The 25,609-nt window shown below is 71.6% G+C and carries 25 protein-coding genes and 2 pseudogenes; 22 read left to right on the top strand and 5 right to left on the bottom strand.

What is annotated here, in order from left to right; genetic code table 11:
- Positions 1-4: 4 nt before the first annotated feature.
- The 20 genes and pseudogenes from ACLQ2S_RS04075 to ACLQ2S_RS04170 all read left to right on the top strand — a co-directional run.
- On the top strand, positions 5-868 hold the full coding sequence (locus ACLQ2S_RS04075; RefSeq protein WP_309222867.1) for an aminoglycoside phosphotransferase family protein: 864 nt from the start codon (positions 5-7) through the stop codon (positions 866-868).
- A gap of 179 nt (positions 869-1,047) precedes the next feature.
- On the top strand, positions 1,048-2,412 hold the full coding sequence (locus ACLQ2S_RS04080) for an ammonium transporter (protein ID WP_155215760.1): 1,365 nt from the start codon (positions 1,048-1,050) through the stop codon (positions 2,410-2,412).
- Between the two features lie 25 nt (positions 2,413-2,437).
- Positions 2,438-2,776 carry a P-II family nitrogen regulator gene (locus ACLQ2S_RS04085; RefSeq protein WP_196222491.1) on the top strand — a complete coding sequence of 113 codons (339 nt, stop codon included), beginning with the start codon at positions 2,438-2,440 and terminating at the stop codon, positions 2,774-2,776.
- A gap of 89 nt (positions 2,777-2,865) precedes the next feature.
- On the top strand, positions 2,866-5,169 hold the full coding sequence (locus tag ACLQ2S_RS04090; RefSeq protein WP_425701276.1) for an HD domain-containing protein: 2,304 nt from the start codon (positions 2,866-2,868) through the stop codon (positions 5,167-5,169).
- Positions 5,170-5,349: 180 nt separating this feature from the next.
- Positions 5,350-6,909, top strand: a complete 1,560-nt coding sequence (ffh, locus tag ACLQ2S_RS04095; RefSeq protein WP_309222866.1) for a signal recognition particle protein — start codon at positions 5,350-5,352, stop codon at positions 6,907-6,909.
- Positions 6,910-7,032: 123 nt separating this feature from the next.
- Positions 7,033-7,230: a hypothetical protein gene (locus ACLQ2S_RS04100; protein ID WP_425701140.1), complete on the top strand. Its 198-nt coding sequence runs from the start codon at positions 7,033-7,035 to the stop codon at positions 7,228-7,230.
- Positions 7,231-7,248: 18 nt separating this feature from the next.
- The gene (locus ACLQ2S_RS04105; RefSeq protein WP_425701141.1) at positions 7,249-8,331 is read left to right on the top strand and encodes an amidohydrolase family protein; all 1,083 of its coding nucleotides are present in this window, start codon (positions 7,249-7,251) and stop codon (positions 8,329-8,331) included.
- A 125-nt stretch (positions 8,332-8,456) separates the two neighbouring features.
- Complete coding sequence (gene proS, locus ACLQ2S_RS04110) at positions 8,457-9,863, top strand: proline--tRNA ligase (RefSeq protein WP_155215752.1); 1,407 nt, start codon at positions 8,457-8,459, stop codon at positions 9,861-9,863.
- A 106-nt stretch (positions 9,864-9,969) separates the two neighbouring features.
- Positions 9,970-10,617: a DUF402 domain-containing protein gene (locus tag ACLQ2S_RS04115; protein WP_425701142.1), complete on the top strand. Its 648-nt coding sequence runs from the start codon at positions 9,970-9,972 to the stop codon at positions 10,615-10,617.
- A 245-nt stretch (positions 10,618-10,862) separates the two neighbouring features.
- Positions 10,863-11,318 carry a 30S ribosomal protein S16 gene (gene rpsP, locus ACLQ2S_RS04120; protein WP_309222864.1) on the top strand — a complete coding sequence of 152 codons (456 nt, stop codon included), beginning with the start codon at positions 10,863-10,865 and terminating at the stop codon, positions 11,316-11,318.
- A 1-nt stretch (position 11,319) separates the two neighbouring features.
- Positions 11,320-11,553 (top strand): RNA-binding protein, encoded by a 234-nt coding sequence (locus ACLQ2S_RS04125; protein WP_013732101.1) that lies wholly within the window; start codon positions 11,320-11,322, stop codon positions 11,551-11,553.
- Positions 11,553-12,110: a ribosome maturation factor RimM gene (gene rimM, locus ACLQ2S_RS04130; RefSeq protein WP_155215748.1), complete on the top strand. Its 558-nt coding sequence runs from the start codon at positions 11,553-11,555 to the stop codon at positions 12,108-12,110. The genes ACLQ2S_RS04125 and rimM overlap by 1 nt, the downstream gene beginning before the upstream one ends.
- 15 nt (positions 12,111-12,125) lie before the next feature.
- Complete coding sequence (gene trmD / locus ACLQ2S_RS04135) at positions 12,126-12,899, top strand: tRNA (guanosine(37)-N1)-methyltransferase TrmD (RefSeq protein ID WP_155215746.1); 774 nt, start codon at positions 12,126-12,128, stop codon at positions 12,897-12,899.
- Between the two features lie 144 nt (positions 12,900-13,043).
- Positions 13,044-13,400, top strand: a complete 357-nt coding sequence (gene rplS, locus ACLQ2S_RS04140; RefSeq protein ID WP_155215744.1) for a 50S ribosomal protein L19 — start codon at positions 13,044-13,046, stop codon at positions 13,398-13,400.
- Between the two features lie 183 nt (positions 13,401-13,583).
- Positions 13,584-14,455 (top strand): annotated as a pseudogene (gene lepB, locus ACLQ2S_RS04145) (signal peptidase I).
- A 9-nt stretch (positions 14,456-14,464) separates the two neighbouring features.
- The gene (gene lepB / locus ACLQ2S_RS04150; protein ID WP_309222863.1) at positions 14,465-15,100 is read left to right on the top strand and encodes a signal peptidase I; all 636 of its coding nucleotides are present in this window, start codon (positions 14,465-14,467) and stop codon (positions 15,098-15,100) included.
- A 100-nt stretch (positions 15,101-15,200) separates the two neighbouring features.
- Positions 15,201-15,689 carry an NUDIX hydrolase gene (locus ACLQ2S_RS04155; RefSeq protein WP_425701277.1) on the top strand — a complete coding sequence of 163 codons (489 nt, stop codon included), beginning with the start codon at positions 15,201-15,203 and terminating at the stop codon, positions 15,687-15,689.
- The gene (locus tag ACLQ2S_RS04160; protein ID WP_155215740.1) at positions 15,683-16,495 is read left to right on the top strand and encodes a ribonuclease HII; all 813 of its coding nucleotides are present in this window, start codon (positions 15,683-15,685) and stop codon (positions 16,493-16,495) included. Before ACLQ2S_RS04155 ends, ACLQ2S_RS04160 begins: the two co-directional genes overlap by 7 nt.
- Positions 16,492-16,815, top strand: coding sequence for a DUF2469 domain-containing protein (locus ACLQ2S_RS04165; RefSeq protein ID WP_425701143.1), 324 nt, complete (start codon positions 16,492-16,494; stop codon positions 16,813-16,815). Before ACLQ2S_RS04160 ends, ACLQ2S_RS04165 begins: the two co-directional genes overlap by 4 nt.
- Positions 16,816-17,072: 257 nt before the next feature.
- A pseudogene (locus ACLQ2S_RS04170) lies at positions 17,073-17,690 on the top strand (peptidoglycan DD-metalloendopeptidase family protein); the annotation flags it as partial.
- A gap of 31 nt (positions 17,691-17,721) precedes the next feature.
- On the opposite strand, the gene ACLQ2S_RS04175 reads toward ACLQ2S_RS04170, so the two are convergent.
- From ACLQ2S_RS04175 to ACLQ2S_RS04195, 5 genes are all read right to left on the bottom strand, one after another.
- The gene (locus tag ACLQ2S_RS04175) at positions 17,722-18,903 is read right to left on the bottom strand and encodes an aminotransferase class V-fold PLP-dependent enzyme (protein WP_425701144.1); all 1,182 of its coding nucleotides are present in this window, start codon (positions 18,901-18,903) and stop codon (positions 17,722-17,724) included.
- 65 nt (positions 18,904-18,968) lie between these two features.
- On the bottom strand, positions 18,969-20,066 hold the full coding sequence (locus ACLQ2S_RS04180; RefSeq protein ID WP_425701145.1) for a tyrosine recombinase XerC: 1,098 nt from the start codon (positions 20,064-20,066) through the stop codon (positions 18,969-18,971).
- 59 nt (positions 20,067-20,125) lie between these two features.
- A complete protein-coding gene (locus tag ACLQ2S_RS04185) occupies positions 20,126-21,358 on the bottom strand; it encodes a DNA-processing protein DprA (protein ID WP_425701146.1) in 1,233 nt (410 codons plus the stop codon).
- Positions 21,355-22,872, bottom strand: coding sequence for a YifB family Mg chelatase-like AAA ATPase (locus ACLQ2S_RS04190; protein WP_155215738.1), 1,518 nt, complete (start codon positions 22,870-22,872; stop codon positions 21,355-21,357). Before ACLQ2S_RS04190 ends, ACLQ2S_RS04185 begins: the two co-directional genes overlap by 4 nt.
- A gap of 106 nt (positions 22,873-22,978) precedes the next feature.
- Positions 22,979-23,341 (bottom strand): YraN family protein, encoded by a 363-nt coding sequence (locus ACLQ2S_RS04195; RefSeq protein ID WP_425701147.1) that lies wholly within the window; start codon positions 23,339-23,341, stop codon positions 22,979-22,981.
- Positions 23,342-23,523: 182 nt separating this feature from the next.
- Between ACLQ2S_RS04195 and ACLQ2S_RS04200 the strand changes: the two genes are divergently transcribed.
- Together ACLQ2S_RS04200 and rpsB are read left to right on the top strand one after the other, a co-directional pair.
- A complete protein-coding gene (locus ACLQ2S_RS04200; protein ID WP_230462348.1) occupies positions 23,524-24,474 on the top strand; it encodes a hypothetical protein in 951 nt (316 codons plus the stop codon).
- Between the two features lie 262 nt (positions 24,475-24,736).
- Complete coding sequence (rpsB, locus tag ACLQ2S_RS04205; protein ID WP_155215734.1) at positions 24,737-25,588, top strand: 30S ribosomal protein S2; 852 nt, start codon at positions 24,737-24,739, stop codon at positions 25,586-25,588.
- Positions 25,589-25,609: the final 21 nt, after the last annotated feature.

Here is a 25,609-nt window from a genome sequence, read left to right on the forward strand (position 1 = left end):
TCGGGTGACCAGAAACGATCGCGCGTACGCGGGCTGGCGTGACCCGAGTCACCCGTCGCAGCGCCTCGGGAGACCGTACGTGACTTCGCAGGAGATCCCGCTGCACGGCGGGAACGTGAGCACCGTGGTGCGGGTCGGTGACACGGTGCGGCGCAACGCCGGTCCGTGGACCCCGTCGGTGCACGCCCTGCTGCGTCACCTGGAGTACGTCGGGTTCACCGGTGCGCCCCGTGCCCTCGGCATGGACGAGCGCAACCGGGAGGTGCTGTCGTACCTGGAGGGGGAGTGCGGGGAGTACCCGTTGGCCCCGCACTGGGTCACCGACGAGGCACTTGTCACGGTCGCGACCATGCTGCGCATGTTCCACGACGCCCAGTACGGTTTCGTGCCGCCGCCGCAGGCGGTGTGGCGCTCGTTCGGCCCACCGCCGCCGGACACCGAGGTCATCTGCCACCACGACGCGGCACCGCACAACGTCATCTGGCGGCCGGACGGCACCCTCGGGCTGATCGACTTCGACCTGGCCTCGCCGGGTGCCCGGATCTACGACGTGGCGTACGCGGCGTGGACCTGGGTGCCGATCTTCTCCGACCGGGACTCCATCACGCTGGGCTGGAAGCACCCCGACCGGCCGCGTCGGCTGCGGCTGTTCGCCGACGCGTACGGGCTCATTCCCCGTGACCGGCACCGGCTGATCCGGACCATCCGCAAGCGGATCGTCGACCACGTGGAGGGCATCCGGCGGATGGCCGCGGCGGGGGAGCCGGCGTTCGTCCGGATCGTGCACAAGGGGCACCTGCGCCGACCGATGCGGGATCTGCGGTTGCTCGACTACGAGCGACACGCCCTCGAATACGCCCTTCGCTGATCAGTCGGGGGATGGGTCGGCACCGAATGGCCGATCCACTTCCGTCAAAGCGCGGAGGTGTGCGGTTTTCTTCACACGTCCGAAACAAGCTGTCACTATTCGGAAACCAGCCGGGGTCCCTGTGCGAAACAGCCGACGACCAGGCTTCCGCGCAACCGGCGTACGGGCGATGCTGCGCGATGCCGGGAGGGAGGGAAAACAACCCGAGAGGAGGCAGCGTGCCGGAGCTAGATTCTGGTGCCACCGCCTGGATTTTGACTTCAGCCGCGCTGGTGTTGCTCATGACGCCCGGCCTGGCGCTGTTCTACGGGGGCATGACGCGGTCCAAGTCCGTGCTCAACATGATGATGATGAGCTTCGGCGCGATCGGTCTGGTCAGCCTGTTGTGGGTGTTCTACGGCTACAGCATCGCGTTCAGCGGGGACATCGGCGGGATCACCGGTGATCTTTCCGCCGCTGGGTTGCGCGGCATGCTGGAGAGCGGGACCGAGGGCGGTATCCCGGACCTGCTCTTCGCCGGATTCCAGCTGATGTTCGCGGTGATCACCGTTGCTCTGATCAGTGGTGCGATCGCCGACCGGGCCCGGTTCGGCCCGTGGCTGCTCTTCGCCGGCCTGTGGGCCACCCTGGTCTACTTCCCCGTCGCGCACTGGGTGTGGGGCGGCGGCTGGATCGGCGAGCTGGGCGTGCTCGACTTCGCCGGTGGTACGGCGGTGCACATCAACGCCGGTGCCGCGGCGCTCGCCCTGGCGCTCGTCCTGGGTCGGCGGGTCGGTTGGCCGAAGGACAAGTTCAAGCCGCACAACCTGCCGATGGTGCTGCTCGGCGCGGCGCTGCTGTGGTTCGGCTGGTTCGGCTTCAACGCCGGCTCGGCGGGTGCCGCCGACGGTGCCGCCGCCGTCTCGCTGATCAACACGCAGGTCGCCACCGCCGCCGCGGTGCTCGGCTGGATCGTGGTGGAGTGGCTCCGCGACGGCAAGCCGACCACCCTGGGTGCGGCCTCCGGTGCGATCGCCGGTCTGGTCGGTATCACCCCGGCCTGTGCGTTCCTGGAGCCGCTGGGTGCCATCGCCCTCGGCTTGATCGCCGGTGCGATCTGTGCGCTCGCGGTCGGCCTGAAGTACAAGCTCAAGTACGACGACTCGCTCGACGTGGTCGCGGTGCACATGGTCGGCGGCATCATCGGCTCGCTGCTCATCGGCTTCCTGGCCATCGAGGTGCTCTCCGGTGAGGGCAACGCCGGTCTGCTCTACGGCGGCGGCATCAAGCTGCTGGGCCTTCAGGCGGTCGGTGTGATCGCGGTGCTGGTCTACTCGTTCGTGGTGGCGTACATCATCGGGTTCGCGATCGAGAAGACCATCGGCTTCCGCGCCAGCACCGAGGCGGAGGTCGAGGGCATCGACAACGCCGAGCACGCGGAGAGCGCGTACGAGTTCAGCTCCACGGGTGGCGGCGGTGGGGCGTTCGCCGCCGCGGGCATCGGCACCTCGGCCGCGCCGAAGACCGAGCCCACCGAACCGGTAAGCGAGAAGGTCGCCGGCTAACGTTCCTGAGATGGAGGGGTTGGACATGAAGCTGGTGACCGCGGTCATCAAGCCGCACCAGTTGGACGCCGTCAAGGAGGCCCTGCACACGCTGGGCGTGGCCGGGCTGACGGTGAGCGAGGTTCAGGGCTACGGGCGGCAGAAGGGCCACACCGAGGTCTACCGAGGCGCTGAGTACACCGTCGAGTTCCTGCCCAAGATCCGGGTGGAGGTGCTCACCGACGAGATCGACGTCGAGAAGATCGTCGACGCCGTCGTGGCAGCCGCCCGGACGGGCAAGATCGGTGACGGCAAGGTCTGGGTGACCGCTGTCGAGGAGGTCGTCCGGGTCCGTACTGGCGAGCGCGGCCTGGACGCACTGTAGGACGAACATCGATGACCTCGTTGACCAGTAGGACAGGCTCAGTACCCCCCGGTAGCACTGAACTCCTGGTCAACGAGGTCGTCGGCATCGTGGCCGGGGTCGGCGCGGCAGCTCGTCGGGCCCGCGCCGACGCGTACGACGCCTGGCTGGCCCGGTTGCTGCCGGACCGGCCGGGCGTCGCGCTGCTCGCGGTCGGCGGACTGGGTAGGCGGCAGTGCGCCCCCTACGGTGACCTCGACCTGGTGCTGGTACACGCCGGGGTGCCCGGCATCGACGAACTGGCCGCCGCGCTCTGGTACCCGATCTGGGACGCCGGAGTGCGGCTGGACCACTCCGTACGGACCGTCGCCGAGGCGCTGTCGGTCGCCCAGGACGACGTGAAGGTGGCCCTCGGGCTGCTCGACGCCCGGCTCGTCGCCGGTGACCCGGAACTCGCCCACACGCTGCTGGACCGGGCGACCGACCACTGGCGGCGTACCGCCGTCCGTCAGCTCGGGCCCCTGCGGGAGAGCAGCGCCGCCCGCTGGCACGCCCACGGTGAACTGGCCCACCTGCTGGAGGGTGACCTCAAGGAGGCGGCCGGTGGCCTGCGCGACGTGGGCATCCTGCGGGCCATCGCCACCGCCGGGATCACCGACGCGCTACGACCCGCCGTGCACGCCGCGCACCTGCGGCTGCTGGACACCCGTGACGCCCTGCATCAGCAGGTCGGCCGGCGGGTCGACCGGCTGCTGGCGCAGGAACGCGACCCGGTGGCGGCCCTGCTCGGCCTGCGCCGGACGCCGTTCGGTGGCGCCGAGGACGTCCCACCGGGCGTGGTGCCGCCGCAGCCTGAGGAGATGTCGGCGGAGCAGCGATCCGCGATGGCGTCGCGGCCGGAGGACGGCGACGGCGACACCCTGCTGCGTCGGGTCGCCAGCGACGCCAGGACCATCAGCCACGCTCTGGACGACGCCTTCCGCGCCGCCGACCGGCTGCGCTCCGGTCGCCGCCGGGGTGCCGACGGAAGGCCGCTGCGCCGACCGGTCGCCCGGGACGTGGTGGAACACGACGGCGAGCTGGTGCTGGCCCGTACCGCCATCGGGGCCCGCCCCGACGCCAGCCTCTCGCTGCGGATGGCCGCCGCCGCGGCGACCACCGGGCTGCCGATCGCCCGAGCGACCTGCGAGTGGCTGGCCTCGTACTGCCCGCCGTTGCCGACGCCGTGGCCGACGGAGGCGCGCGCCGCCCTGACCACACTGCTGGGGGCGGGGGCCGACATCATCCCGGCCTGGGAGACCTGTGACCGGTACGGCCTGGTCGACGGTTGGTTGCCGGAGTGGACCCGGCTGCGCAGCCTGCCCCAGCACAACCCGGTGCACCGGTTCACCCTGGACCGTCACCTGGTGCAGACGGCGGCCGAGGCCAGCCGGCACGCCCGCGACGTGGATCGCCCCGACCTGCTGCTGTTGGCCGCGCTGCTGCACGACGTCGGCAAGGGCCTCCCCGGCGACCACAGTGTGGTGGGCGCACCGATCGCCGAGGGGATCGCGACCCGGATCGGCCTGCCGGCGGCCGAGGCGGCGCTGATCGGCAAGCTGGTCCGGCTGCACCTGGTGCTGCCCGAGGTGGCCACCCGGCGGGATCTGTCCGACCCGGTCACCATCGCCCGGGTGGCCGAGTCGGTGGGCGACGTGACCACCCTCGACCTGCTGTACGCGCTGGTGCGGGCCGATGCCGCCGCGACCGGCCCGGCCGCCTGGACGGACTGGAAGGGTCGGCTGGTCGCCGAACTGGTCGCCCGGGTCCGCACCACGCTCGACACGGGCGACGTACCCGCCCCGCCGGCACCCGACCCGACGCTGGTGGCCGGGCCGCTGCCGGTCGTACACCTGACCGCCGACCGGGTGGCGGTGGCCGCGGCGGACCGGCGTGGCCTGCTCGCGACGGTGGCCGGCTGCCTGGCCCTGCACCGGCTGGAGGTGCTCTCCGCCGACGCCTCGACGGTGGACGGGCGGGCGCTGGTGGAGTGTCTGGTGCAGCCGCGCTACGGCCTGGCCCCGGATCCGGTGGCGCTGAGCGCGGACCTGCGCCGGGCGGTGCGCGGCGACGTCTCGGTGAACCAGCGACTGCGCGGTCGGGCCCTGGCCGCACGGGGGGCCGGGGCCCGACCTCGGGTGGTCTGGCACCGGGACGCCGCCACCGACGCGGTGCTGTTGGAGCTGCGCGCCGCCGACGCCGCCGGACTGCTCTACCGGGTGACCAGTGCGCTGGACGCGGCCGGCGCCCAGGTCCGGGCGGCCCGGATCGCCACGCTCGGCGGTGACGTGGTGGACGCCTTCTACCTGGTCGGTGGCTGGCCACCGGAGGACGAACGGGCCCGCCTGGAGGCGGCCGTCCTCGCCGCCGTGTGAGCACCTGACCGGTCGTGGTCGGCCTCGGCCCGACGGCTGCGACGGTGACGGTGGCGACCGGCTGGCGCGGGCTGCCGGGCCGGAAGCGCGGGTGTGGGCGGCGGGCTACCCTAGCGGTGGTCGGACAGCTCTCCCGGCCTCGTTCGTGCTCGCCGGAACACTGACAATCGGGATGTTCGCGTGTTTGACACCTTGAGTGACCGCCTCTCCGGGATCTTCACCAAGCTCCGTGGCAAGGGACGCCTCACCGACGCCGACATCGACGCCACCGCGCGCGAGATCCGCCTCGCGCTGCTGGAGGCGGACGTCGCGCTGCCGGTGGTCAAGGGCTTCATCGCGAACGTCAAGGAGCGGGCGCGCGGCGCGGAGGTCTCCCAGGCGCTCAACCCGGCCCAGCAGATCATCAAGATCGTCAACGAGGAACTGGTCGCCGTGCTGGGCGGCGAGGGGCGGCGGCTCCAGTTCGCCAAGCAGCCGCCGACGGTGATCATGCTCGCCGGTCTCCAGGGTTCCGGTAAGACCACCCTCGCCGGCAAGCTGGCCCGCTGGCTCAAGGCCCAGGGCCACCAGCCGTTGCTGGTCGCCGCCGACCTGCAACGCCCCAACGCCGTCGGGCAGCTCCAGGTGCTCGGTGGCCGCGCCGGTGTCGAGGTGTACGCCCCGGAGCCCGGCACCGGGGTCGGCGACCCGGTGCAGGTGGCGAAGTCCTCCATCGAGCACGCCCGGCGGGCTGCCCGGGACGTCGTCATCGTGGACACCGCCGGCCGGCTCGGTGTCGACGCGGAGATGATGCAGCAGGCCGCCGACATCCGCGACGCGGTCAACCCCGACGAGGTCATCTTCGTCATCGACGCGATGGTCGGCCAGGACGCGGTGCGCACGGCGGAGGCGTTCCGGGACGGCGTCGGCATCACCGGCGTGGTCCTCTCCAAGCTCGACGGCGACGCCCGAGGTGGTGCTGCGCTGTCGGTGCGTGAGGTCACCGGGCAGCCGATTCTGTTCGCCTCCACCGGCGAGAAGCTGGAGGACTTCGACGTCTTCCACCCCGACCGGATGGCCAGCCGGATCCTCGGCATGGGCGACGTCCTCACTCTGATCGAGCAGGCCGAGGCGGCCTTCGACACCGATCAGAAGGAGAAGATGACCGCCAAGCTGATGGGCGGCGAGCAGTTCACCCTGGAGGACTTCCTCGACCAGCTCATCGCGGTACGCCGGATGGGGCCGATCGCCAACGTGCTGGCCATGATGCCGGGCATGGGGCAGGTCAAGGACCAGCTCGCCGAGCTGGACGACAAGCACTTCGACCGGATCACCGCGATCATCCGGTCGATGACCCCGGCCGAGCGCACCAACCCGAAGATCATCAACGGGTCGCGGCGGGCCCGGATCGCCAACGGTTCCGGCGTCACCGTGATGGACGTCAACCAGCTGCTCAACCGCTTCACCGACGCGCAGAAGATGATGAAGCAGATGGGCGGCATGATGGGCCTGCCCGGCGCCGGTCGGCGCAAGGCGACCAAGTCGCCGAAGAACAAGCGCAAGGGCACCAAGGGTGGAAACCGGCCGCGCAGCGGTGCCGGCACCCGGGGGGTGCAGGGTGGCTTCCCGGGCGGGATGCCGCAGCTCCCGCCGGGGATGAGCCCGGAGGACCTGGCCGCCGGTCAGGGCCTGCCGCCCGGCTTCAAGCTGCCGAAGATCGACTTCAACAAGTTCGGCAAGGACGGCAAGCCGCCCCGCTGAGCGCGTCGGTGACGGCGGGTGGCGTGACCGGTGCTTAGGGTGGTGCTGGCCTGGAAAGAGGAGTCATGACCGTGGCCCCCACGCTGCCAGTACGACAAGGCCAAGGTCTACGCCCACGCCGGCGTGCGCACCTACTGTGTGGTCGACCCGCTGCACGAGAAGATGACGCTGACGGAGTACACCCTCAGTTCGTCCGGCGACTACGAGGTCGCCGCCCACACTGAGGATCTCTTCGTCACAAAGCGACCGTGGAAGGTGTCGGTCGACCTGCCGGCGTTGACCGCGCGGCGAGCGGGGCTCCTCGCGCGCGACGAGGAGTGATCGGGTAGGACTGTGCGCATGGCTCTGCATGTGCGCGGTGTGCTCCTACCGGACGACGAGGTCCGGGATCTGTGGCTGGTCGGCGACCGGATCACCTTCGACCCGGTGCCCGGCGCGGAGACGATCGCCGACCGTGGCTTCATCCTGCCGGGGCTGGTGGACGCGCACTGCCACATCGGCATCGCCCGAGGCGGCGCGCCGATCACCTCGTTGGACCAGGCCCGCGCCCTGGCCCGCATCGATCGGGACGCGGGCGTGCTGGCGATCCGGGATGCCGGCTCACCCTTCCCGTACCCGGAACTCGACGACGAGTCCGACCTGCCCCGCCTGATCCGGGCCGGGCGGCACGTGGCACCGCCCAGGCGGTACCTGCGCGACATCGGGGTGGAGGTCGGTGCCGCCGAGGTGGCCGCGACCGTGGCAGAGCAGGCCGCCGCCGGGAACGGTTGGGTGAAGCTGGTCGGCGACTGGATCGACCGGGGCGTCGGTGACCTGGCACCGGCCTGGGACGCCGACACGATGACCGCCGCCGTGGCCGCCGCCCACGCGGCCGGGGTACGCGCCGCCGTGCACACCTTCAGCGAGTCGGCGGTGGAGATCATGGTGCGGGCCGGGGTCGACTCGGTCGAGCACGGCACCGGGTTGAGTCTCGACGTGATCGACCTGATGGCCCGACAGGGCACCGCACTGATCCCCACGATGATCAACATTCGTACCTTCGGCAACATCGCCGACCAGGCGCGGGGGAAGTTCCCCGGGTACGCCGATCACATGCTCGCCCTGCGCGACCGCTTCCCCGAGGTGGTGCGCTCCGCGTACGAGGCCGGGGTGCCGATCTTCGTGGGTACCGACGCCGGTGGCGGCATCGACCACGGCCTTGCCGTCGAGGAGATGCTCCTGCTGCACGAGCAGGCCGGCATGTCCACCCTGGACGTCCTCGCCGCCGCCTCCTGGCGGGCCCGGGAATGGCTGGGCCTGCCCGGACTGGTCGAAGGCGCCCTCGCCGACCTCACCATCTACCCCGAAGACCCCCGCCGGGACCTCAACGCCCTGCGTACCCCCACGCACCTCATCCTCCGCGGCCACCCCCACCCGCGTTGATCAAGAAGTTTTCGTCAGGATTCGGCCCGCTGGTGACCAAAACTTCTTGATCACCGCGCCGGGGTGGGTGGGGGCGCGGGGTGGGAGCGGAGGGGGGTCTGTGCGGGGGCATAGGATGTGCGGTCATGGCGCGTGTGCTTACTCCCCGGGCTGAGGACTTTCCTCGCTGGTACCAGGATCTGATCGCCAAGGCGAAGCTGGCCGACAACGGGCCGGTGCGGGGGACCATGGTGATCCGACCGGCCGGCTACGCCATCTGGGAGCGCATGCAGGCCGAGATGGACGACCGGATCAAGGCCGCCGGGGCGGAGAACGCGTACTTTCCGCTGTTCATCCCGGAGAGCTACCTCAAGCGCGAGGCCGAGCACGTCGAGGGCTTCTCGCCCGAACTGGCCGTGGTCACCCACGGTGGTGGCAAGCAACTCGCCGAGCCGGTGGTGGTGCGGCCCACCAGCGAGACGGTCATCGGCGAGTTCATGGCCAAGTGGATCGACTCGTACCGGGACCTGCCGCTGCTGCTCAACCAGTGGGCCAACGTGGTCCGCTGGGAACTGCGCCCCCGGGTCTTCCTGCGGACCAGCGAGTTCCTCTGGCAGGAGGGGCACACCGCGCACGCCACCCGCGCCGACGCCCGCGCCTACGCCCGCAAGATCCTGCACGAGGCGTACGAGGACCTGATGGTGAGCGTGCTCGGCATCCCGGTGGTGGTCGGGCTCAAGACCGCCCGTGAGCGCTTCGCCGGGGCGACCGCCACCTACACCTGCGAAGGCATGATGGGCGACGGCAAGGCGCTCCAGCTCGGCACCAGCCACGAGCTGGGCCAGAACTTCGCCAAGGCGTTCGATATCAGCTACTCCTCGGCGGAGGGCGGTCGGGAGCACGCCTGGACGACCTCGTGGGGCACCTCGACCCGGATGCTCGGCGGTCTGATCATGTGCCACGGCGACGACAACGGGCTGCGGGTGCCGCCGAGGCTGGCACCGACCCAGGCGTACGTCATGGTGGTCAAGGACGGTGACGGCGTCACCGAGGCGGCGGCCAAGCTGCGCGACGCGCTGCGCGACGCCGGTGTCCGGGTGGCGCTCGACGACCGCACCGACACCCCGTTCGGCCGCCGGGCCGTCGATGCCGAGCTGCGCGGCTATCCGGTACGCGTCGAGGTCGGCCCCCGCGACCTGGGCGCCGGCAACGCGGTGGTGGTCCGGCGTACGGACGGCTCGAAGTCCCCCACGCCGGTGGCGGACGTGGTCGGTGCGGTGCTCGCCGCGCTCGACGCCGACCAGCGGGCGCTGCACGACCAGGCGCTCGCCTTCCGCGAGTCGCGCACGGTCGACGTGGCCACGCTCGACGAGGCGCTGGAGGCGGCGGCGACCGGCTGGGCCCGGGTGCCGTGGTCCGCCGTCGGCGTCGACGGTGAGGCGAAGGCGAACGGGCAGGGTGTCACGGTGCGCTGCCTGGTACGCGCCGACGGCACCGTCCCCGACAGCGAGGACGAGCCGGACCTCGTCGCCATCCTCGCCCGCGCCTACTGAGTTGTAAGGAAGGGCACCCTGTTAACGCCTCCGGTAGAGGAAGGGGCCCTTCCTAACATCTCACCGGGGTGGGGTGCTGCGGCTCGGGATGGATAGGGTCGAGGCTGTGAGGTTCGAACCTGGTCGGTTGGTCGTGCACCGCAACGTGCGGCGGGGGCGGGTCGGCTGGGTCCGACCGGCCCGGGTGGTCAGCGACGACGAACGAGGGCTACTGCTCTGGGTGGCCGAGGGCACGCCGGTGGCCGCTGAGGTCAACGAGGCCGGGCTGGGTATGCGGGCGGTGCCCTTCCGCGAGTGGCTGACCCCGACCTACCGGTTGGCGCGGGGCCGCTGGACTGGACCGCCGCTGCTGAAGTTCCTGCCGACCGGCGCGGCACACTCCGTCTGGTGGTTCCGCGATGCCCAGGGTCGCTTCACCGGCTGGTACGTCAACCTGGAGGAACCCGGTGTCCGCTGGGACGACGGCGGACTGGCCGGTGTCGACATCGTCGACCAGGACCTCGACGTGTGGGTCCGTCCGGACCGCAGTTGGGAGTGGAAGGACGAGGACGAGTTCGTCGAGCGGTTGGCCTTCCCGGAGCACTACTGGGTGACCGACGAGGCAGCGGTGCGGACCGAGGGTAAGCGGATGATCGCACTGGCCGAGGCGGGGGTTTTCCCGTTCGACGGCACCTGGTGCGACTTCACCCCGCCGCCGGACTGGACCGTCCCCGACCGCCTGCCCGACGGCTGGGATCGCCCTCCGGTCCGCTGACCACGGGGTGTGTTCTTCGTCACGTACGGCCCGTCTCGGGTGACCCGGGGCGGTGCGGTGTGAACGTTCCGGAAGCGATCTGGCAGAATGGCTGGCTGGTATCCGGCGCGCGTCCGGCGCCCTCTAACCCGGCGCGTCGCCAGTCCACCCGAGTGGTCTCCGGCCCAACCCCACTGTGCCGGTTGGCGCTCACCCGTGCACCGCCCGTACCGGGTCGGTGAGATCGCAACAGGAGCGAAACAACCGTGGCCGTAAAGATCCGGCTCCTGCGGATGGGCAAGATCCGCAACCCGCAGTACCGCATCGTCATCGCCGACTCGCGCACCAAGCGCGACGGCCGGGCGATCGAGTTCGTCGGGATCTACCAGCCGAAGGAAGACCCTTCGGTCATCGAGGTCAAGTCGGAGCGGGTCCAGTACTGGCTGTCCGTCGGCGCTCAGCCCAGCGAGGCGGTGCAGCGGCTGCTGGAGCTGACCGGTGACTGGCAGAAGTTCAAGGGCCTGCCGGCCCCGCCGCCGCTGAAGGTCGCCGCCGAGCGGGCCGACCGCAAGGCGGCCTACGAGGCCGAGGCGAAGGCCGCCGCGGGCGTGGCCGACACCCCGGCCAAGCCGGCGAAGAAGGCAGCCAAGGCCGAGGCGCCGAAGGCCGACCAGGCGCCGGCCGAGGAGCAGCCCGCCGCGAACTCCGGCGAGCAGGCCTGACATGGCGCTGCGGCCGGCGTTGGAGCACCTGGTCAAGGGCATCGTCGACCATCCTGACGACGTGCGCGTCCGGATGGTCGACTCCCGTCGCGGCAAGCGGCTGGAGGTCCGGGTGCATCCCGAGGACCTCGGCACCGTGATCGGGCGGTCCGGCCGGACCGCCAAGGCGCTGCGCCAGGTGATCGGCTCCATCGGTGGGCGCGGCGTGCGCGTCGACATCGTCGACTCGTACTGATGCAGCTCATCGTCGGCAGGATCGGTAAGCCGCACGGCATCCGCGGTGAGGTCACCGTGGAGGTACGTACCGACGAGCCCGAGACGCGGTTCGCCCCCGGCACGGTGCTGGCCACCATGCCGGGGGCGAACGCCGCCCAGCCCGTGCCGAGCGGTCCCGGTGTGCCGTTCCAGGTGCCCGACGAGTTGACCGTCGAGTCCGCCCGTTGGCACCAGGGGCGGCTGTTGGTCGTCTTCGACGGGGTGCTGGACCGCAACGTCGCCGAGGCGCTGCGTGGCACCCTGCTCGTGGTGGACAGCGCCGACGTCGCTCCGCCGGAGGATCCGGAGGAGTTCAACGACCACCAGCTCGTCGGGCTGGCCGTGGTCACCCCGACCGGTGAGCAGTTGGGCGAGGTGGCCCGGATCGACCACGCTCCCGCCTCCGACCTGCTGGTGCTGCGACGTCCCGAGGGGCGCACGGCGCTGATCCCGTTCGTCAAGGAGATCGTCCCCGAGGTCGATCTCGCCGGTGGTCGGGTCGTCGTGGACCCGCCCGGCGGCCTGCTCGATCTCTGACTGGCGGCACCCCTGATGCGCGTCGACATCGTGTCGATCTTCCCGGAGTACTTCGCCCCGCTGGACCTGTCGCTGATCGGCAAGGCCCGAGCCAACGGGACGCTGCGGCTGGCCGTGCACGACCTGCGCGACTGGACCCACGACGTGCACCGGACGGTCGACGACACCCCGTACGGTGGCGGGCCGGGCATGGTGATGCGGCCCGAGCCGTGGGGTGAGGCGTTGGACGCCCTGGCCCCGGCCGAGTCCGCTCCGCCCCGGCTGCTGGTGCCGTCGCCGGTCGGGGTGCCCTTCACCCAGGCGTTGGCCCACGAACTGGCGGCCGAGCCGCACCTGCTGTTCGCCTGCGGTCGGTACGAGGGCATCGACCAGCGGGTCCTCGACCACGCGGCGACGCGGATGCCGGTCACCGAGGTCAGCCTCGGCGACTATGTCCTCTTCGGCGGCGAGGTGGCGGTGCTGGTGATCCTGGAGGCGGTGACCCGGCTGCTGCCGGGGGTGCTCGGTAACGCCGGTTCGTTGACCGAGGAGTCGCACGCGCACGGGCTGCTGGAAGCGCCGATGTACACCAAGCCGGCGACCTGGCGGGGGCTGTCGGTACCGGAGGTGCTCCGCTCCGGCGACCACGGCCGGATCGCCCGCTGGCGGCGCGACGAGTCGCTGATCCGGACGGGTCACCGTCGGCCGGACATGCTCGCCGGACTGGACCCGGAGAGCCTGGACAAACGGGACGTGGCGACGTTGCAGCGGGCCGGATTTCAGGTGCCCGGAGCGGATGTGGCAAAGTAGGGGGGTTGCCGCAGTCGTCTGCGCCCGTAGGCGGCTGCGAGGATCCTCGACCGGGGTCGGTTCCACCGGCCACCACCCGGGGATCAGTATCACCCATCCGCGCGCCGAGTGACGGTGCGCCGTGAGCCTCACGAGGACACAGCGATGAACATCCTGGACGCCCTTGACGCCCAGTCGAAGCGCACCGACCTGCCCGACTTCCGCGCCGGTGACACCGTCAAGGTGCACGCCCGGGTGGTCGAGGGAGCCCGGTCCCGGGTCCAGATCTTCCAGGGCGTCGTCATCCGTCGCCAGGGTGCTGGGCTGCGCGAGACCTTCACCGTCCGCAAGCTGAGCTTCGGCGTCGGCGTCGAGCGGACCTACCCGATCAACAGCCCGGCGATCGACCGTGTCGAGGTCGTGGTGCGCGGTGACGTCCGCCGTGCCAAGCTCTACTACCTGCGTGAGCTGCGTGGCAAGAAGGCCAAGATCAAGGAGCTGCGCGAGAAGCAGCCGAGCTGACCTCGCTCTGCGCCACGCCGCCCGAGCTGCGCGTATGTCGTACCGGCCAGTCCGCACTACCCTGGTCGTACGGGCGCAGCGCGGCGGTGGCCCGCCATCGTGGCGGGTGACCTCCGACTACCGCCCGGGGAGCCTCGACGAGGTTCCCGGGCGGTAGTCGTTTCTGCGGACCGGGGAGTGGGTGTGGTACAGGCGCTTGACGACAGCGGTGCGGCCGATCCCTGGCGTCGGCGGACCCGGCGGGGCAAGCGGCAGATGCCGCTCTGGCAGGAGCTGCCGTTGCTGCTCATCGTCGCCTTCTGCCTGGCGGTGCTGATCCGCACCTTCCTGCTCCAGGCGTTCTTCATCCCCTCCGGTTCGATGGAGGACACCCTGCTCGTCGGCGACCGGGTGGTGGTCAACAAGGTCGTCTACAACGTCCGGAACCCACAGCGCGGCGAGGTGGTGGTCTTCCGGGGCACCGACCGGTGGGTCCCCCAGGTGGATGTGGAGCCGCCCGCCGGCTTCGCCGACAAGCTCAGTCGCACCGTGGGTGACCTGGTCGGTGTCGGGCGTCCGGGGGAGAAGGACTTCATCAAGCGCGTCATCGCACTACCCGGGGACCGGGTGAGCTGCTGCGACGACCAGGGACGGGTGCTGGTCAACGGCACCCCGCTGGACGAGTCGGCGTACGTGTTGCGCGACTCGCCGTTGGACCTCCCACCGAACCCGGACGAGTGCCGCTCCCGACGGTTCGAGGAGATCGTCGTGCCGCCTGGCCACATATTCGTCCTCGGCGACCACCGTCAGGTCTCACAGGACGCGCGCTGCCAGGGCACGGTGCCGATCGACAACGTCGTGGGGCGGGCGTTCGCGGTGGTCTGGCCCTCCAGCCGATGGCACTCGCTGCCGATCCCCGATACGTTCGCCACCGTCGCGCCGCCGCCCACCGCGAGTGGCGGCGTGGCCCCGGTGCGGCCCACACCCGATGGAGGTGTCGTCCTGCTCATCCCGATTGCGGCCACACTATCCGTTCTCGCGCGTTCCGGACGGTCGCGCTCGGTCGGGCAACGTAGGCTCCTCCCGTGATTGACGAGCAGACCGACAAGCCCCGCCACTCCTTCTGGAAGGAACTGCCCATCCTCCTCGGGGTGGCGATCCTGGTCGCGGTACTGGTACGCGCCTTCGTACTGCAGACCTTCTTCATTCCTTCGCCGTCCATGGAGAACACACTCAAGATCGACGATCGGGTGTTGGTCAACAAGCTCGTCTACCACACCCGGTCGCCGCAGCGGGGCGAAGTGATCGTCTTCAAGGCGCCGTTGGAGTGGAGCGGCAACCCCGCGGGCGAGGACTTCATCAAGCGGGTGATCGGTGTCGGCGGCGACCGGGTGGTCTGCTGCGACGAGCAGGACCGCCTGGTGATCAACGGTACGCCGCTGGACGAGCCGTACATCTTCTCGGTGGACGGCCAGCGGGACAAGCCGGCGGACCAGGAGTTCGACGTGCAGGTGCCGAAGGGTCGGCTCTGGGTGATGGGCGACCACCGGTCCGCCTCCGGCGACTCACTGGAGCACTACCAGCAGTCCGGGCAGAACATCGAGTCGGCCACCATCCCCGAGAAGGACGTGGTGGGGCGGGCCTTCACGATCTTCTGGCCGTTCGACCGGGCAACCCTCCTGTCCGTGCCGGATGAGTTCGACGCGATTCCGAAGCCCTGAGCTGGGCCGACCCGCCGGTCGGCGAGCACCCGCCCAGGCCGGGCCTCGACGGGGGTGCCGGGGCGTGGGCGAGGTCGCAGGCTTCTGGCAGTCTGGTGCGGTGACCGACTACACCCCGAGGTGCGCCGCCCGCGTCCTCCTGGTCGACGCGGCCGACCGGTTGCTGCTGTTCCGAGGCTCCGACCCCGCTCGTCCGGACGACGGGCGGTGGTGGTTCACCCCGGGCGGGGGGCTTGATCCGGGGGAGACGTACGCCGAGGGCGCCGTCCGCGAACTGGCCGAGGAGACCGGACTGCGGCTGTCGGTGGCCGAGGTCGGCGAGCCGGTGCACGCGGATGTCGTGGAATTCTCCTTCGACGGGGTGTGGTATCGGCAGGAGCAGCGGTTCTTCCTCGTCCGGGTGTCGGCACACCAGGTCGACACGGCCGGTTTCAGCGAGGTGGAGCGAGGCAGCGTCGACCGGTACCGGTGGTGGTCGATCGACGAGCTGACCGGCACCACGGAACGCTGCTACCCACTTGACCTTGCAGAGGTGCTGGCCCGGGCGTTGGCTGGTACGACGGCTGTCACCGAGGGACAGACATGCTGACTCCACCACGCACCGTGGTCCGCCGCGAGGCCGGGCTCTACGCCCTGGAGCGGGCCCTGCAACGGCGTGGGTTCCGCTATGTCGCCGGTGCCGACGAGGCGGGTCGCGGTGCCTGCGCCGGGCCGCTGGTCGCCGCTGCCGTGGTGCTGCCGGAGGGGCGGCGGGGCGAGATCGACGGGCTGGCCGACTCCAAGCTGCTCACCCCGGCCAGCCGGGAACGGGTTCACGACGAGGTCGTCGAGCGTGCCCTGGCGTACGCGGTGGTGGTCATCCCGGCGGACGAGGTCGACGCCCGGGGGCTGCATGTGTGCAATCTGGCCGCGATGCGGCGGGCGCTGGCCTCGCTGACGGTCCGGCCGGAGTACGTGTTGACCGACGGGTTCGGCGTCGACGGCATGGGTGTGCCGGGGCTTGCGGTGTGGAAGGGTGACCGGGTCGCTGCCTGTGTGGCGGCGGCTAGCGTACTGGCCAAGGTCACCCGGGACCGGATCATGGTGGATCTGGACGCCGCGTATCCGGGCTACGGGTTCGCCGAGCACAAGGGCTACATCACCGCCGAGCACACGGCCGCCCTGCGCGAGCGTGGGCCGTGTCGGGAGCACCGTTTCTCGTACGTGAACGTGGCCGCTGTCTCCGGGCTCGACAACCGGCCACCCCGCTCGCGACGACCGCTGGGCGCAAGTCGGGAAGAGCCGATGGGGCGCTCCGGCGCCGCAGGGGGTACCGTCGGCGTGGCGTTGAGCGAGCAGCCTCGGCCTCCGGCGCCGGTGGGGGAAGATGTGGTCATGGAAGGCGGAGTGCGATGAGCGCGGAAGATCTCGAAAAGTACGAGACCGAGATGGAGCTCCAGCTCTACCGGGAGTACCGCGACATCGTCCGTCAGTTCTCCTACGTGGTGGAGACCGAACGCCGGTTCTATCTGGCCAACCAGGTCGACCTGCACGTCCGCAACTCGGACGGCGAGGTCTACTTCGAGGTCGAGATGCACGACGCCTGGGTCTGGGACATGTACCGCCCCGCCCGGTTCGTGAAGAATGTCCGGGTCGTGACATTCAAGGACGTGAACGTCGAGGAGTTGGAGAAGCCGGACATCTCCCTGCCCGCCGACTCCGGCTTCGGCGGCTGAGCCCAGCGTCGCCCACGGGCTGACGACGGCGGATCCCCCACCCGCCGCGATCGTCCGCGCCGCCCGTCGTCACGTCCACAGTGCACCGCCCGCCGTTCCCGCCGGTCTCCCGCCTTGGCACCGGTCTGGCCCGGTCGGGCGCGGCCGTCTATAGCAGATCATCCAGTTCCCGGTGGACTGTCCACAGGACGTCCGGCCATCCACAGGTCGACGGTCCGGGGCGGCGAAGGCCGGTGGGCCTGGCCACGCTCGACCTCATGCGACCACGGATAGCGATACCCGGCGTCCTCACGCTCCTGCTGGTGGCACCGGCGGGCGGCGCGCCCCCAGCGAATGGATCGTCGCCGCCAACGGCCGCACCAGTCGGGCCAGCGACGGCACCGGGCAGGCCGGTCGACGGCACGTCGCGGGCCGACGCCGCAGGGCTGTTTCGGTGGCCGGTCGACGGCACGTCGCAGGCCGACCCGGCTGGGTCGTTTCGGTGGCCGGTCGACGGCGTGCCGCAGCCGGTACGCCGGTTCGACCCGCCGCCCCGGCCGTGGCTTGCCGGTCATCGAGGGGTCGACCTGAGCGCCCCCGCCGCCGCCACGATCCGGGCGGCCGGGGCCGGCACGATCCTGTTCGCCGGCATGGTCGCCGACCGGCCGGTGGTCACCGTCGGGCACGCCGACGGCCTACGGACCACCTACGAACCCGTCCGCCCTGTCGTCACCGCAGGCACGGTGGTTGCCGCCGGTGCGCCCCTGGGTGCCCTGCTGCCCGGCCACGCCGCTTGCCCCACGGCCGCCTGCCTGCACTGGGGGTTGCGCCGAGGAGACGACTATCTCGACCCGCTCGCGCTGCTCGGCCTCGGACGGGCCCGACTGCTGCCCCTCGGCCACGTCACCGTCGACCGGTCGTCGGCGCTCACCGTTGGGCGAGCAGGCCGGGCAGCCCGACGGCGAGTCGTTGGTACTCCTCAGGCGAGTTGTAGACCTGCCCGCACAGCCGCAGCCAGCCGCGTCCGTCCCAGGTCGTCACCGCGACCTGGGTGGCGAGCCGCTCGGCGATGCGGGTCTGCAACGCCCGAGCACCGTCCCGGGTCGTGGCGAGACCCGCCGGCAACGGGATGAGCCGCATGGCGACCGTCGGTCCGCCGGGGTCGGGCAGGTCGGCCGGTGGCACGCCGAGCGCGTCCCCCACCACCCGTTGCCCGTACGCGGCCAGGGCGGCGTTGTGCGCGCGTACCCGGTCGACGCCGAGGCTGCGCAGTGTGTAGAGACCCGCCGGGGCGCTCAGCCAGGCCGTGTAGTCCGAGGTGCCCTGCCACTCCAGCCGAGCCGGGAAGCCCGAATCCTGTTCCCAGGAGACCACCAGCGGCTCGATCCGGTCCCGCCACCGTGGAGCCACCGCCAACACTGCGGTGCCGCGTGGGGCGTACCCCCACTTGTGCAGGTTGCCCACCCAGAAGTCGGCACCGATGCCGCGTACCGGCGCGGGCAGCATGCCCGGAGCGTGTGCGGCGTCGACCAGCACCGGTACGCCGTGCTCGCCGGCCACCCCGACGATCGCGGCGACCGGGAACAGCCGGGCCGTCGCCGAGGTGAGCTGGTCCACCACCAGCAGACGGGTACGCCCCGGACGCAGGCCGTCCCGCACGATCTGCACCACCTGCTCGGCGGTGGCGGTCAACGGCACCCGCAGAACCCGGTGCGTCGCACCGGTGCGGTGGCACTCCCGGTCGATGGAGTAGTCGACCGCGCCGTAGCCGTGGTCGGTGGTGAGCACCTCGTCGCCGGGGCGGAGCCCCAGGGACTGGAGCACCACTGCGGCACCAGTCGTCGCGTTGGTGGTCAGAGCGGTGTGATCGGGGTCGGCACCGAGAAAACCCGCCAGGTGTCGACGGGTGTGGGCGATCCGGTCGGCCAGGCCCTGCGTGAAGAACCGCAGCGGGTCGGCTTCCATCTCGTCGCGTAGCCGTTGCTGCGCCCGTTGCGCCACGATCGGCACCGCCCCGAACGAGCCGTGGTTCAGATGGCTGACCGCCGGGTCGAGGGAGAAGAGCAGGCGGGCACCGGTGATCGGCTCGGGTGGCGGCGGGACGCTCACCTGATGATCGTAACCGTCGGGCCGGGGCGACCGGCTCGCCTTCGCTCCGGCTGCCTCACCCGCCGTCAGGCGCGGGGGTGGGCCTGACGGTAGGCGGCCCGGAGACGTTCCACCGAGACATGCGTGTAGATCTGGGTGCTGGCCAGCGAGGAGTGGCCCAACAGCTCCTGCACTGCCCGGAGATCCGCTCCGCCTTCGAGCAGGTGGGTGGCGGCCGAGTGACGTAACGCGTGCGGACTGGTCCGGGGCAGCCCGGCCGCCTCGGCGTAGCCGTTGACGATCCGGCGGGCCGTCGTCGGATGCAGCCGACCGCCCCGGGCACCGAGCAGCAGCGCGTCGCGGGACTCCGGGGTGGCCAGCAGCTGTCGCCCCCGTCGCAGCCAGTCGTCGAGGGCACGCTGCGCCGGCAGCCCGTACGGCACCGTCCGTTCCCGTCCGCCCTTGCCGCGTACCCGGACCACCCGCCGGCCCTGGTCGACGTCGGCCGTGTCGAGACCGCACGCCTCGCTGACCCGCACCCCGGTGCCGTAGAGCAGTTCGAGCAGCACGCGGTCGCGTAGCCGCACCGCCGCACCGTCCTGCTCGTCGGTGACCGGCTCGGCCGCCTCGGCGACAGATGGGGCGGCGACAGATGGGGCGGCGACGCCGGTCGGGTCGTGGTCCTCGGCAGGTTGGCCGTCGGGGGGCGGTGGTGTGGTCGTGGGGAATGCCGGCGGGGCCGGCCGGCTGGCCGGCTGTTCGACGAGCAGCGCCGCCTGTTCGGGACGAAGCACCGTCGGCAGCGTCCGGCGTGGCCGAGGGCTGGCCAGCGTGGCGGCGACGTCGGCGGGCAGCAGTCCCGCCCGGTGGGCCCAGGTACTGAAGGTCCGGGCGGTGGCCGCCCGACGCGCCAGCGAGGTGCGGGCGGCACCGGTCGTGCGTTGCCGGGCCAGCCAGCTGCGCACCGTGTCGAGGCTCAGCTCGGCGACCTCGGTGCAGCCCATCCGCTGCGCGTGGTTCAACAGCGAGACCAGATCGGCGACGTACGCCCGGACCGTGTGCGCCGAGCGGTTACGGACCGAGGCGAGGTGCTCGGCGAACTCGTCCACCGCCTCCCGCAGCGGTGCCGGCAGCGCGCCGTGCATCGCCCGGGTGCTGGTGGCGGCCGATCCTCGCGCGCCCATCCTGCCCACGGGAACCACCCTACGAGCGCTGGCGCCCGGTCGGCGAACACGTGGCGTGCTCAGCCATACGGAGTTCCTGGCGGACGGGCCGGTCCTGCTGTTCGGGCATGGGTGCCCGTGCCCTTGCCGGTCGGGCTGGCCAGGGCGTAGCCGTCGTCACGGCGTACCACCAAAGCCAGTTCCTCCAGCAGGGGCAGTTTGCGCAACACCGTGCGGACGGCGAGGCCGGCCCGCGTGGCGAGGGCGTCGACGCCCACCCGCCCCCGCCGGGGCATCGCCTCCACGATCGACCGGGCGTCGTCGTCGAGCAGGTCGGTGGGCCGTTCGGGCCCACGCGGCACCGGGGCCAATTCACCGATCCGACCCACCTCCTCCAGCACCTGCGCCAGGCCGGTGACCAGCCGCGCCTTCGGCTCTTCCCGAAGGACCTCGTGGGCCCCGACCGACATGGCCGAGGTGACCGGGCCCGGAACCACCATCGCCGGGCGGCCCAGGGCGATGGCCCGCCGGGTCGTCTGTGTCGCGCCGCTGCGGGCCGCCGCCTCGACCAGCACGGTGCCCCGGGTGCCCGCCGCGATCACCCGGTTGCGGATGAGGAACCGGGGACGCAGCGGCTCCGCCCCCGGCGGCCACTCGCTGACCAACAGACCCGTGTCGGCGATCCGGTCGAACAGGGCCGCGTTGCCCATCGGGTAGGCGCGGTCCACCCCACACGCGAGCACCGCGACCGTGAGCCCACCGGCGTTCAACGCCCCACGATGCGCGGCGGCGTCGATGCCGAACGCGCCGCCCGAGACGACCGTCCAGTCCCGGTCAGCCAGCCCGTAGCCGAGGTCGGTGGCGATGTGGACGCCGTACGCCGTGGCCGCCCGTGCCCCCACCACCGCCACCGACCGGTCCAGCGCCTCCGCCAGCGGCCACGACCCGCGTACCCAGAAACAGAGCGGCGGCGCGGTCTCGACGTCCACCCGGCGGCGTGCGTCGGGCAGGCGGAGGGTGCGCAGGTGTTCCACCGTGCCGGGCCACTCGTCGTCGCCGGGGATGACGACCCGGACACCGAGCCGGTCGGCGCGGTGCAACGCCTCGGCGGCGATCGCCCTGGCGTCACCGGCCCGGGTACGCGCCGCCACTGACTCGCGTAGCCCCTGCTGTGGTGCACCGCCGTCCAGTAGCAGGTCCAGCGCGCCTACCGGACCCAACTCGTCGACCAACCCGTACACCGACCGGGTGCCCGGTTCGGCCAGCCAGGTCAACGCCACCCGCGCCAGGGTCAGCTCCTCGTGGGTGCTCACATGCCCTCTCCCGTCCTGAGTGCGATGGCCTCGCCGACGTCCTCCGCGTTCGGGGTGGCCCGCCCGTCCAGGTCGGCGATCGTCCAGGCGAGTCGGATGATCCGGTCGAAGCCACGGGCGGAGAGCGACCCGGAGTCGAGCCGAGACCGCAACTCGGCGGTGACCCGGCCGGGCAGTCGCCACGGTGCTCGTCGCAGGTCCGGACCGGGTATCTCGGCGTTGAGGCGTCGACCCAGCGGTGCCCACCGCCCGGCCGCCGCCGCCCGGGCCGCCGCCACCCTGCCCGCGACTACGGCGGACGACTCGTGACTGCCCGTCTCCATCAGCTCGGCCGCGCGCATCGGCGCCAGCCGCACCTGGAGGTCGATCCGGTCGAGCAGTGGCCCGGAGAGTCGGCCGAGGTAGCGACGGCGGACCAGCGGGGGACACTCACAGCGGTCGTCGCCGGCCGGGTTCGCGCACGGGCACGGATTGGCCGCGAGCACCAGTTGGGCGCGGGCCGGGTACTCGGCGCTGCCCCGGCTCCGGGTGAGCAGCACCCGGCCGTGCTCCAACGGCTGACGCAGCGCCTCCAACGCGGCCTTGCTGAACTCGGGTGCCTCATCCATCAGCAACACCCCACGGTGCGCCAGTGAGATCGCACCGGGACGGGCGAGCCCCGAACCGCCGCCGACGATCGAGGGCACCGTCGCGGTGTGGTGCGGTGCCTGGAACGGAGGCCGGCGGATCAACCGGCCACCCGGCGGCAGCAGCCCGGCGATCGAGTGCAGCGCGGTGACCTCCAGCGCGGCCTCGTCGTCCAGTTCCGGCAGGATCGACGGCAGGCGCTCGGCGAGCATCGTCTTGCCCGCACCCGGCGGCCCGATCAGCGCCAGATGGTGCCCACCGGCGGCGGCCACCTCCAGGGCACGCCGCCCCAGGCCCTGCCCGGCCACCTCGGCCAGGTCGGGGCCGGGCGCGGCCGGAGGCGGAGCGTCATCCGACGGCTCGATCAGCGGGGTGCCGTCGCGGACGAAGCCGACCAACCGGTGCAGGGTGTCCACGCCGCGTACCAGCAGCCCGGGGACGACCGCCGCCTCGGCCGTGTTGTCCGCCGGCACGATCACCCGCTGGACACCGGCCTTCGCCGCCGCGACGACCATCGGCAACACGCCCCGGACCGGTCGTACGGTGCCGTCCAGACCCAACTCGCCGAGGACCGCCACGCCCTCCAGCGGCAGCAGCGGAAGCTCACCGGAGCCGCCGAGCAGAGCCACCGCGATCGCCAGATCGAACGCCGAACCGAACTTGGGCAGGGTGGCCGGCAGCAGATTCAGGGTGATCCGGCGGTTCGGCCACCGTTGGCCGGAGTTGACCACCGCGGCCCGGACCCGATCGCGTGCCTCGTGCAGGGCGGTGTCGGGCAACCCGGAGATCACCACCCCGGGTAGGCCGGCGGCGAGATCCACCTCCACCTCCACCAGATGCCCGGTCACCCCGACCAGCCCGACACAGAGCACCCGGGCGTAACTCATCGCCCCACCTCGCTGCGCTCGGCGTCGCGATGAGGCACCACCGCGCTGCACCTGATGATTCGCTCGCGGTGCTCGCTCATGGCGCTGCATCTGATGATTCGCTCGCTCATTGGAACGCGTCCTTGAGGTGCTCGACGTGCGCTCGGCCGGCGCGGGGGAGCAGCACCGATATGACGTCGAAACGAACCTCGTCGGCGGTGGTGCCGGTGGCGGCCAGCCAGGCTGCGGCGAGACCCCGCAGGCGACGCGCCTTGCGGGGCACCACCGCCTCGGCGGGGCTGCCGAAGGCCACCGTGCGCCGGGTCTTCACCTCGCAGAAGGCGAGCACCGGCCCGTCCCAGGCGATGATGTCGATCTCGCCGCTGGGACAGCGCCAGTTGCAGGCCACCGGCCGCAGCCCTGCCTTGATCAGGTGTCGTACCGCGAGGCGTTCGCCGTACCCGCCGACCGCCTGGTTCCGCTTGGTCATGCCTGGCACCCTGCTCCCGTGCCGGGACTCGCGGCGACCCCGCCGTGGCGATCTGTGGACAACCGAGGTGCTGTGGAAAACCGGACGATCATGCCCTGGATGTGTTATTAGCGGCGGTTGTTCCCAGGGGTGGCGCCGGGCCCGGATGGCGTACGAACCGCTGGTCGCATACGGTGCCCGGCGTGGACGGACGACGCAGTTTCGCCGATGACCAGGAGCCGCGGTGGTACTCGGGCGATCATGACCGTGGCTACGCCGACCCGCAGTGGCACTCGACGGGAGACGGGCACTACCCGGCGGACGAGTTGCGGGCGGTACCCGAGCAGCGTGGTGACGACGACGACCGGTACGGCTCGCCGCGTCGCGCCGCCCTGACGGATCCGCTCGGTGATGTCGCGGAGGAGACCGAGCGCTACCGGGCGTCGCGGTCCCGCCGGGCGGAACCGGCGGAGCCGGACATCTCCGGCGAGTTGCCGGTCGACCGGCCGGGTCGACGAGCCGCTCGCGAGGTCGGCCCGACCAGCGGCGGGGCACCGTTGTCGACGGATCCGACCCGCGCGGTGCTGGCCGGGTACCCGATCGTCGAGGCGAAGCGCGGCCCCGAGGCAGTCAACCCGCTGGAGCAGCCGACCGGACCGGTGCCGTCGGTGGCACCCCGGGTGGAAGTGCCCGGACGCGAGGCGCCGTCCGCGCACGCCGACGCCGTGACCGTGCACCCGACGGCGGCGCACCCGGGCTCCGGCTACCCGCCGAACGGCATCCCGGCGAGTGTCGGCCAGACGGGTGGCGGCCAGGAGAACGGCGTACCGGCGAACGTGCCGGCCGGGGACGGCATCTACCGGACGCGACGGCCGGTGCTGGCGGTGCTCGCCGCCGTGCTCGTCGTGATCTTCGAGGTACCCGCGCTGTGGGTGCTGCTGCACGGCGTGACCTCGGATCCGGTCGCTGCCGGGGACGTACTCGCCGGCACCTTCCTGGTCTGCGGGTTGCCGATCTTCGCGGCCGGTCTCTACGGGCTGCGGACCACCGGATTCTCGTTGGTCGACGGCGCGCGGGGATGGCTGCGCCCGCCCACCGCGTACCTGACGGTCGGCCTGGCGCTCTTCCTGACGGCCGCGATCGCGGTCGGCTGAGCGGGGTCGCGCCGCTACCGGGCGTGGATCGGCTGAGTGGGGCCGCGACGCACCCGGGCGTGGATCGGCCGGGAGGGCGCGTACACTGGTCAACCGGCGACCGCCTCGTGCGGTCGACCTCGCGTGCCCTCCTCACGAGTCGTCGTGTGGCGGCGGCCTCCCTGGTCCCGACCTTTCGGGCCCATCATGGCCGACGACCGGGCACCAGGACGCCCGGCCGCCGGCCGGGCGGGACAACCAGGGACCGCAAGGAGTACGAATCATGGCCGTCGTGACCATGCGTCAGCTGCTGGAGAGTGGTGTTCACTTCGGGCACCAGACCCGGCGCTGGAACCCGAAGATGAAGCGCTTCATCTTCACCGAGCGCAACGGCATCTACATCATCGACCTGCGGCAGACCCTCGACTACATCGAGAAGGCGTACGACTTCGTGCGCACCACGGTGGCCGAGGGCGGCAGCATCCTCTTCGTCGGCACGAAGAAGCAGGCGCAGGAGGCGATCGCCGAGCAGGCGACCCGCGTCGGTCAGCCGTACGTCAACCACCGCTGGCTGGGTGGCATGCTGACCAACTTCCAGACGGTGTACAAGCGGCTGCAGCGGATGAAGGAGCTGGAGGCCCTCGGTGACCTCAGCGGTACCGCCGCCGGGTACACCAAGAAGGAGACCCTGCAGCTCTCCCGCGAGAAGATCAAGCTGACCCGCACCCTGGGTGGCCTGCGGGACATGCAGAAGCTTCCGGCCGCGGTCTGGGTGGTCGACACCAAGAAGGAGCACATCGCCGTCGATGAGGCCCGCAAGCTGGGCATCCCGGTGATCGCCGTGCTCGACACCAACTGCGACCCGGACGAGGTCGACTTCCCGATCCCGGGTAACGACGACGCGATCCGCTCGGCCGAGCTGCTGACCAAGGTCGTCGCTGCGGCCGTCGCCGACGGCCTGATCGCCCGCTCCGGTCGTCGCCGGGGTGGGGACGAGAAGCCGGAGGCGGGGGTCGCCACCGACGAGCCGCTGGCCGAGTGGGAGCGCGAGCTGCTCGAGGAGCCGAAGAAGGCCGACGAGCAGCCGACCGAGCAGCCCGCAGCCGAGCAGCCGGCCGCCGTCTCCGGTCAGTGACCGTGCCGCCGCCCGGTCGCC

Origin of the sequence: Micromonospora sp. DT48, from assembly GCF_049844495.1 — a bacterium.
GTDB lineage: Bacteria > Actinomycetota > Actinomycetes > Mycobacteriales > Micromonosporaceae > Micromonospora.

What these genes read in the sequence shown, in the direction of transcription:
- ACLQ2S_RS04195 (WP_425701147.1), bottom strand. Translation starts at nt 23,341, where the DNA reads ATGACCAAGCGGAACCAGGCGGTCGGCGGGTACGGCGAACGCCTCGCG.
- ACLQ2S_RS04105 (WP_425701141.1), top strand. Translation starts at nt 7,249, where the DNA reads ATGGCTCTGCATGTGCGCGGTGTGCTCCTACCGGACGACGAGGTCCGG.
- ACLQ2S_RS04160 (WP_155215740.1), top strand. Translation starts at nt 15,683, where the DNA reads ATGCTGACTCCACCACGCACCGTGGTCCGCCGCGAGGCCGGGCTCTAC.
- rplS (WP_155215744.1), top strand. Translation starts at nt 13,044, where the DNA reads ATGAACATCCTGGACGCCCTTGACGCCCAGTCGAAGCGCACCGACCTG.
- rimM (WP_155215748.1), top strand. Translation starts at nt 11,553, where the DNA reads ATGCAGCTCATCGTCGGCAGGATCGGTAAGCCGCACGGCATCCGCGGT.
- ACLQ2S_RS04190 (WP_155215738.1), bottom strand. Translation starts at nt 22,872, where the DNA reads ATGAGTTACGCCCGGGTGCTCTGTGTCGGGCTGGTCGGGGTGACCGGG.
- ACLQ2S_RS04085 (WP_196222491.1), top strand. Translation starts at nt 2,438, where the DNA reads ATGAAGCTGGTGACCGCGGTCATCAAGCCGCACCAGTTGGACGCCGTC.
- trmD (WP_155215746.1), top strand. Translation starts at nt 12,126, where the DNA reads ATGCGCGTCGACATCGTGTCGATCTTCCCGGAGTACTTCGCCCCGCTG.
- ACLQ2S_RS04125 (WP_013732101.1), top strand. Translation starts at nt 11,320, where the DNA reads ATGGCGCTGCGGCCGGCGTTGGAGCACCTGGTCAAGGGCATCGTCGAC.
- ACLQ2S_RS04080 (WP_155215760.1), top strand. Translation starts at nt 1,048, where the DNA reads ATGCCGGGAGGGAGGGAAAACAACCCGAGAGGAGGCAGCGTGCCGGAG.
- rpsB (WP_155215734.1), top strand. Translation starts at nt 24,737, where the DNA reads ATGGCCGTCGTGACCATGCGTCAGCTGCTGGAGAGTGGTGTTCACTTC.
- proS (WP_155215752.1), top strand. Translation starts at nt 8,457, where the DNA reads ATGGCGCGTGTGCTTACTCCCCGGGCTGAGGACTTTCCTCGCTGGTAC.
- ACLQ2S_RS04165 (WP_425701143.1), top strand. Translation starts at nt 16,492, where the DNA reads ATGAGCGCGGAAGATCTCGAAAAGTACGAGACCGAGATGGAGCTCCAG.
- ACLQ2S_RS04180 (WP_425701145.1), bottom strand. Translation starts at nt 20,066, where the DNA reads ATGGGCGCGCGAGGATCGGCCGCCACCAGCACCCGGGCGATGCACGGC.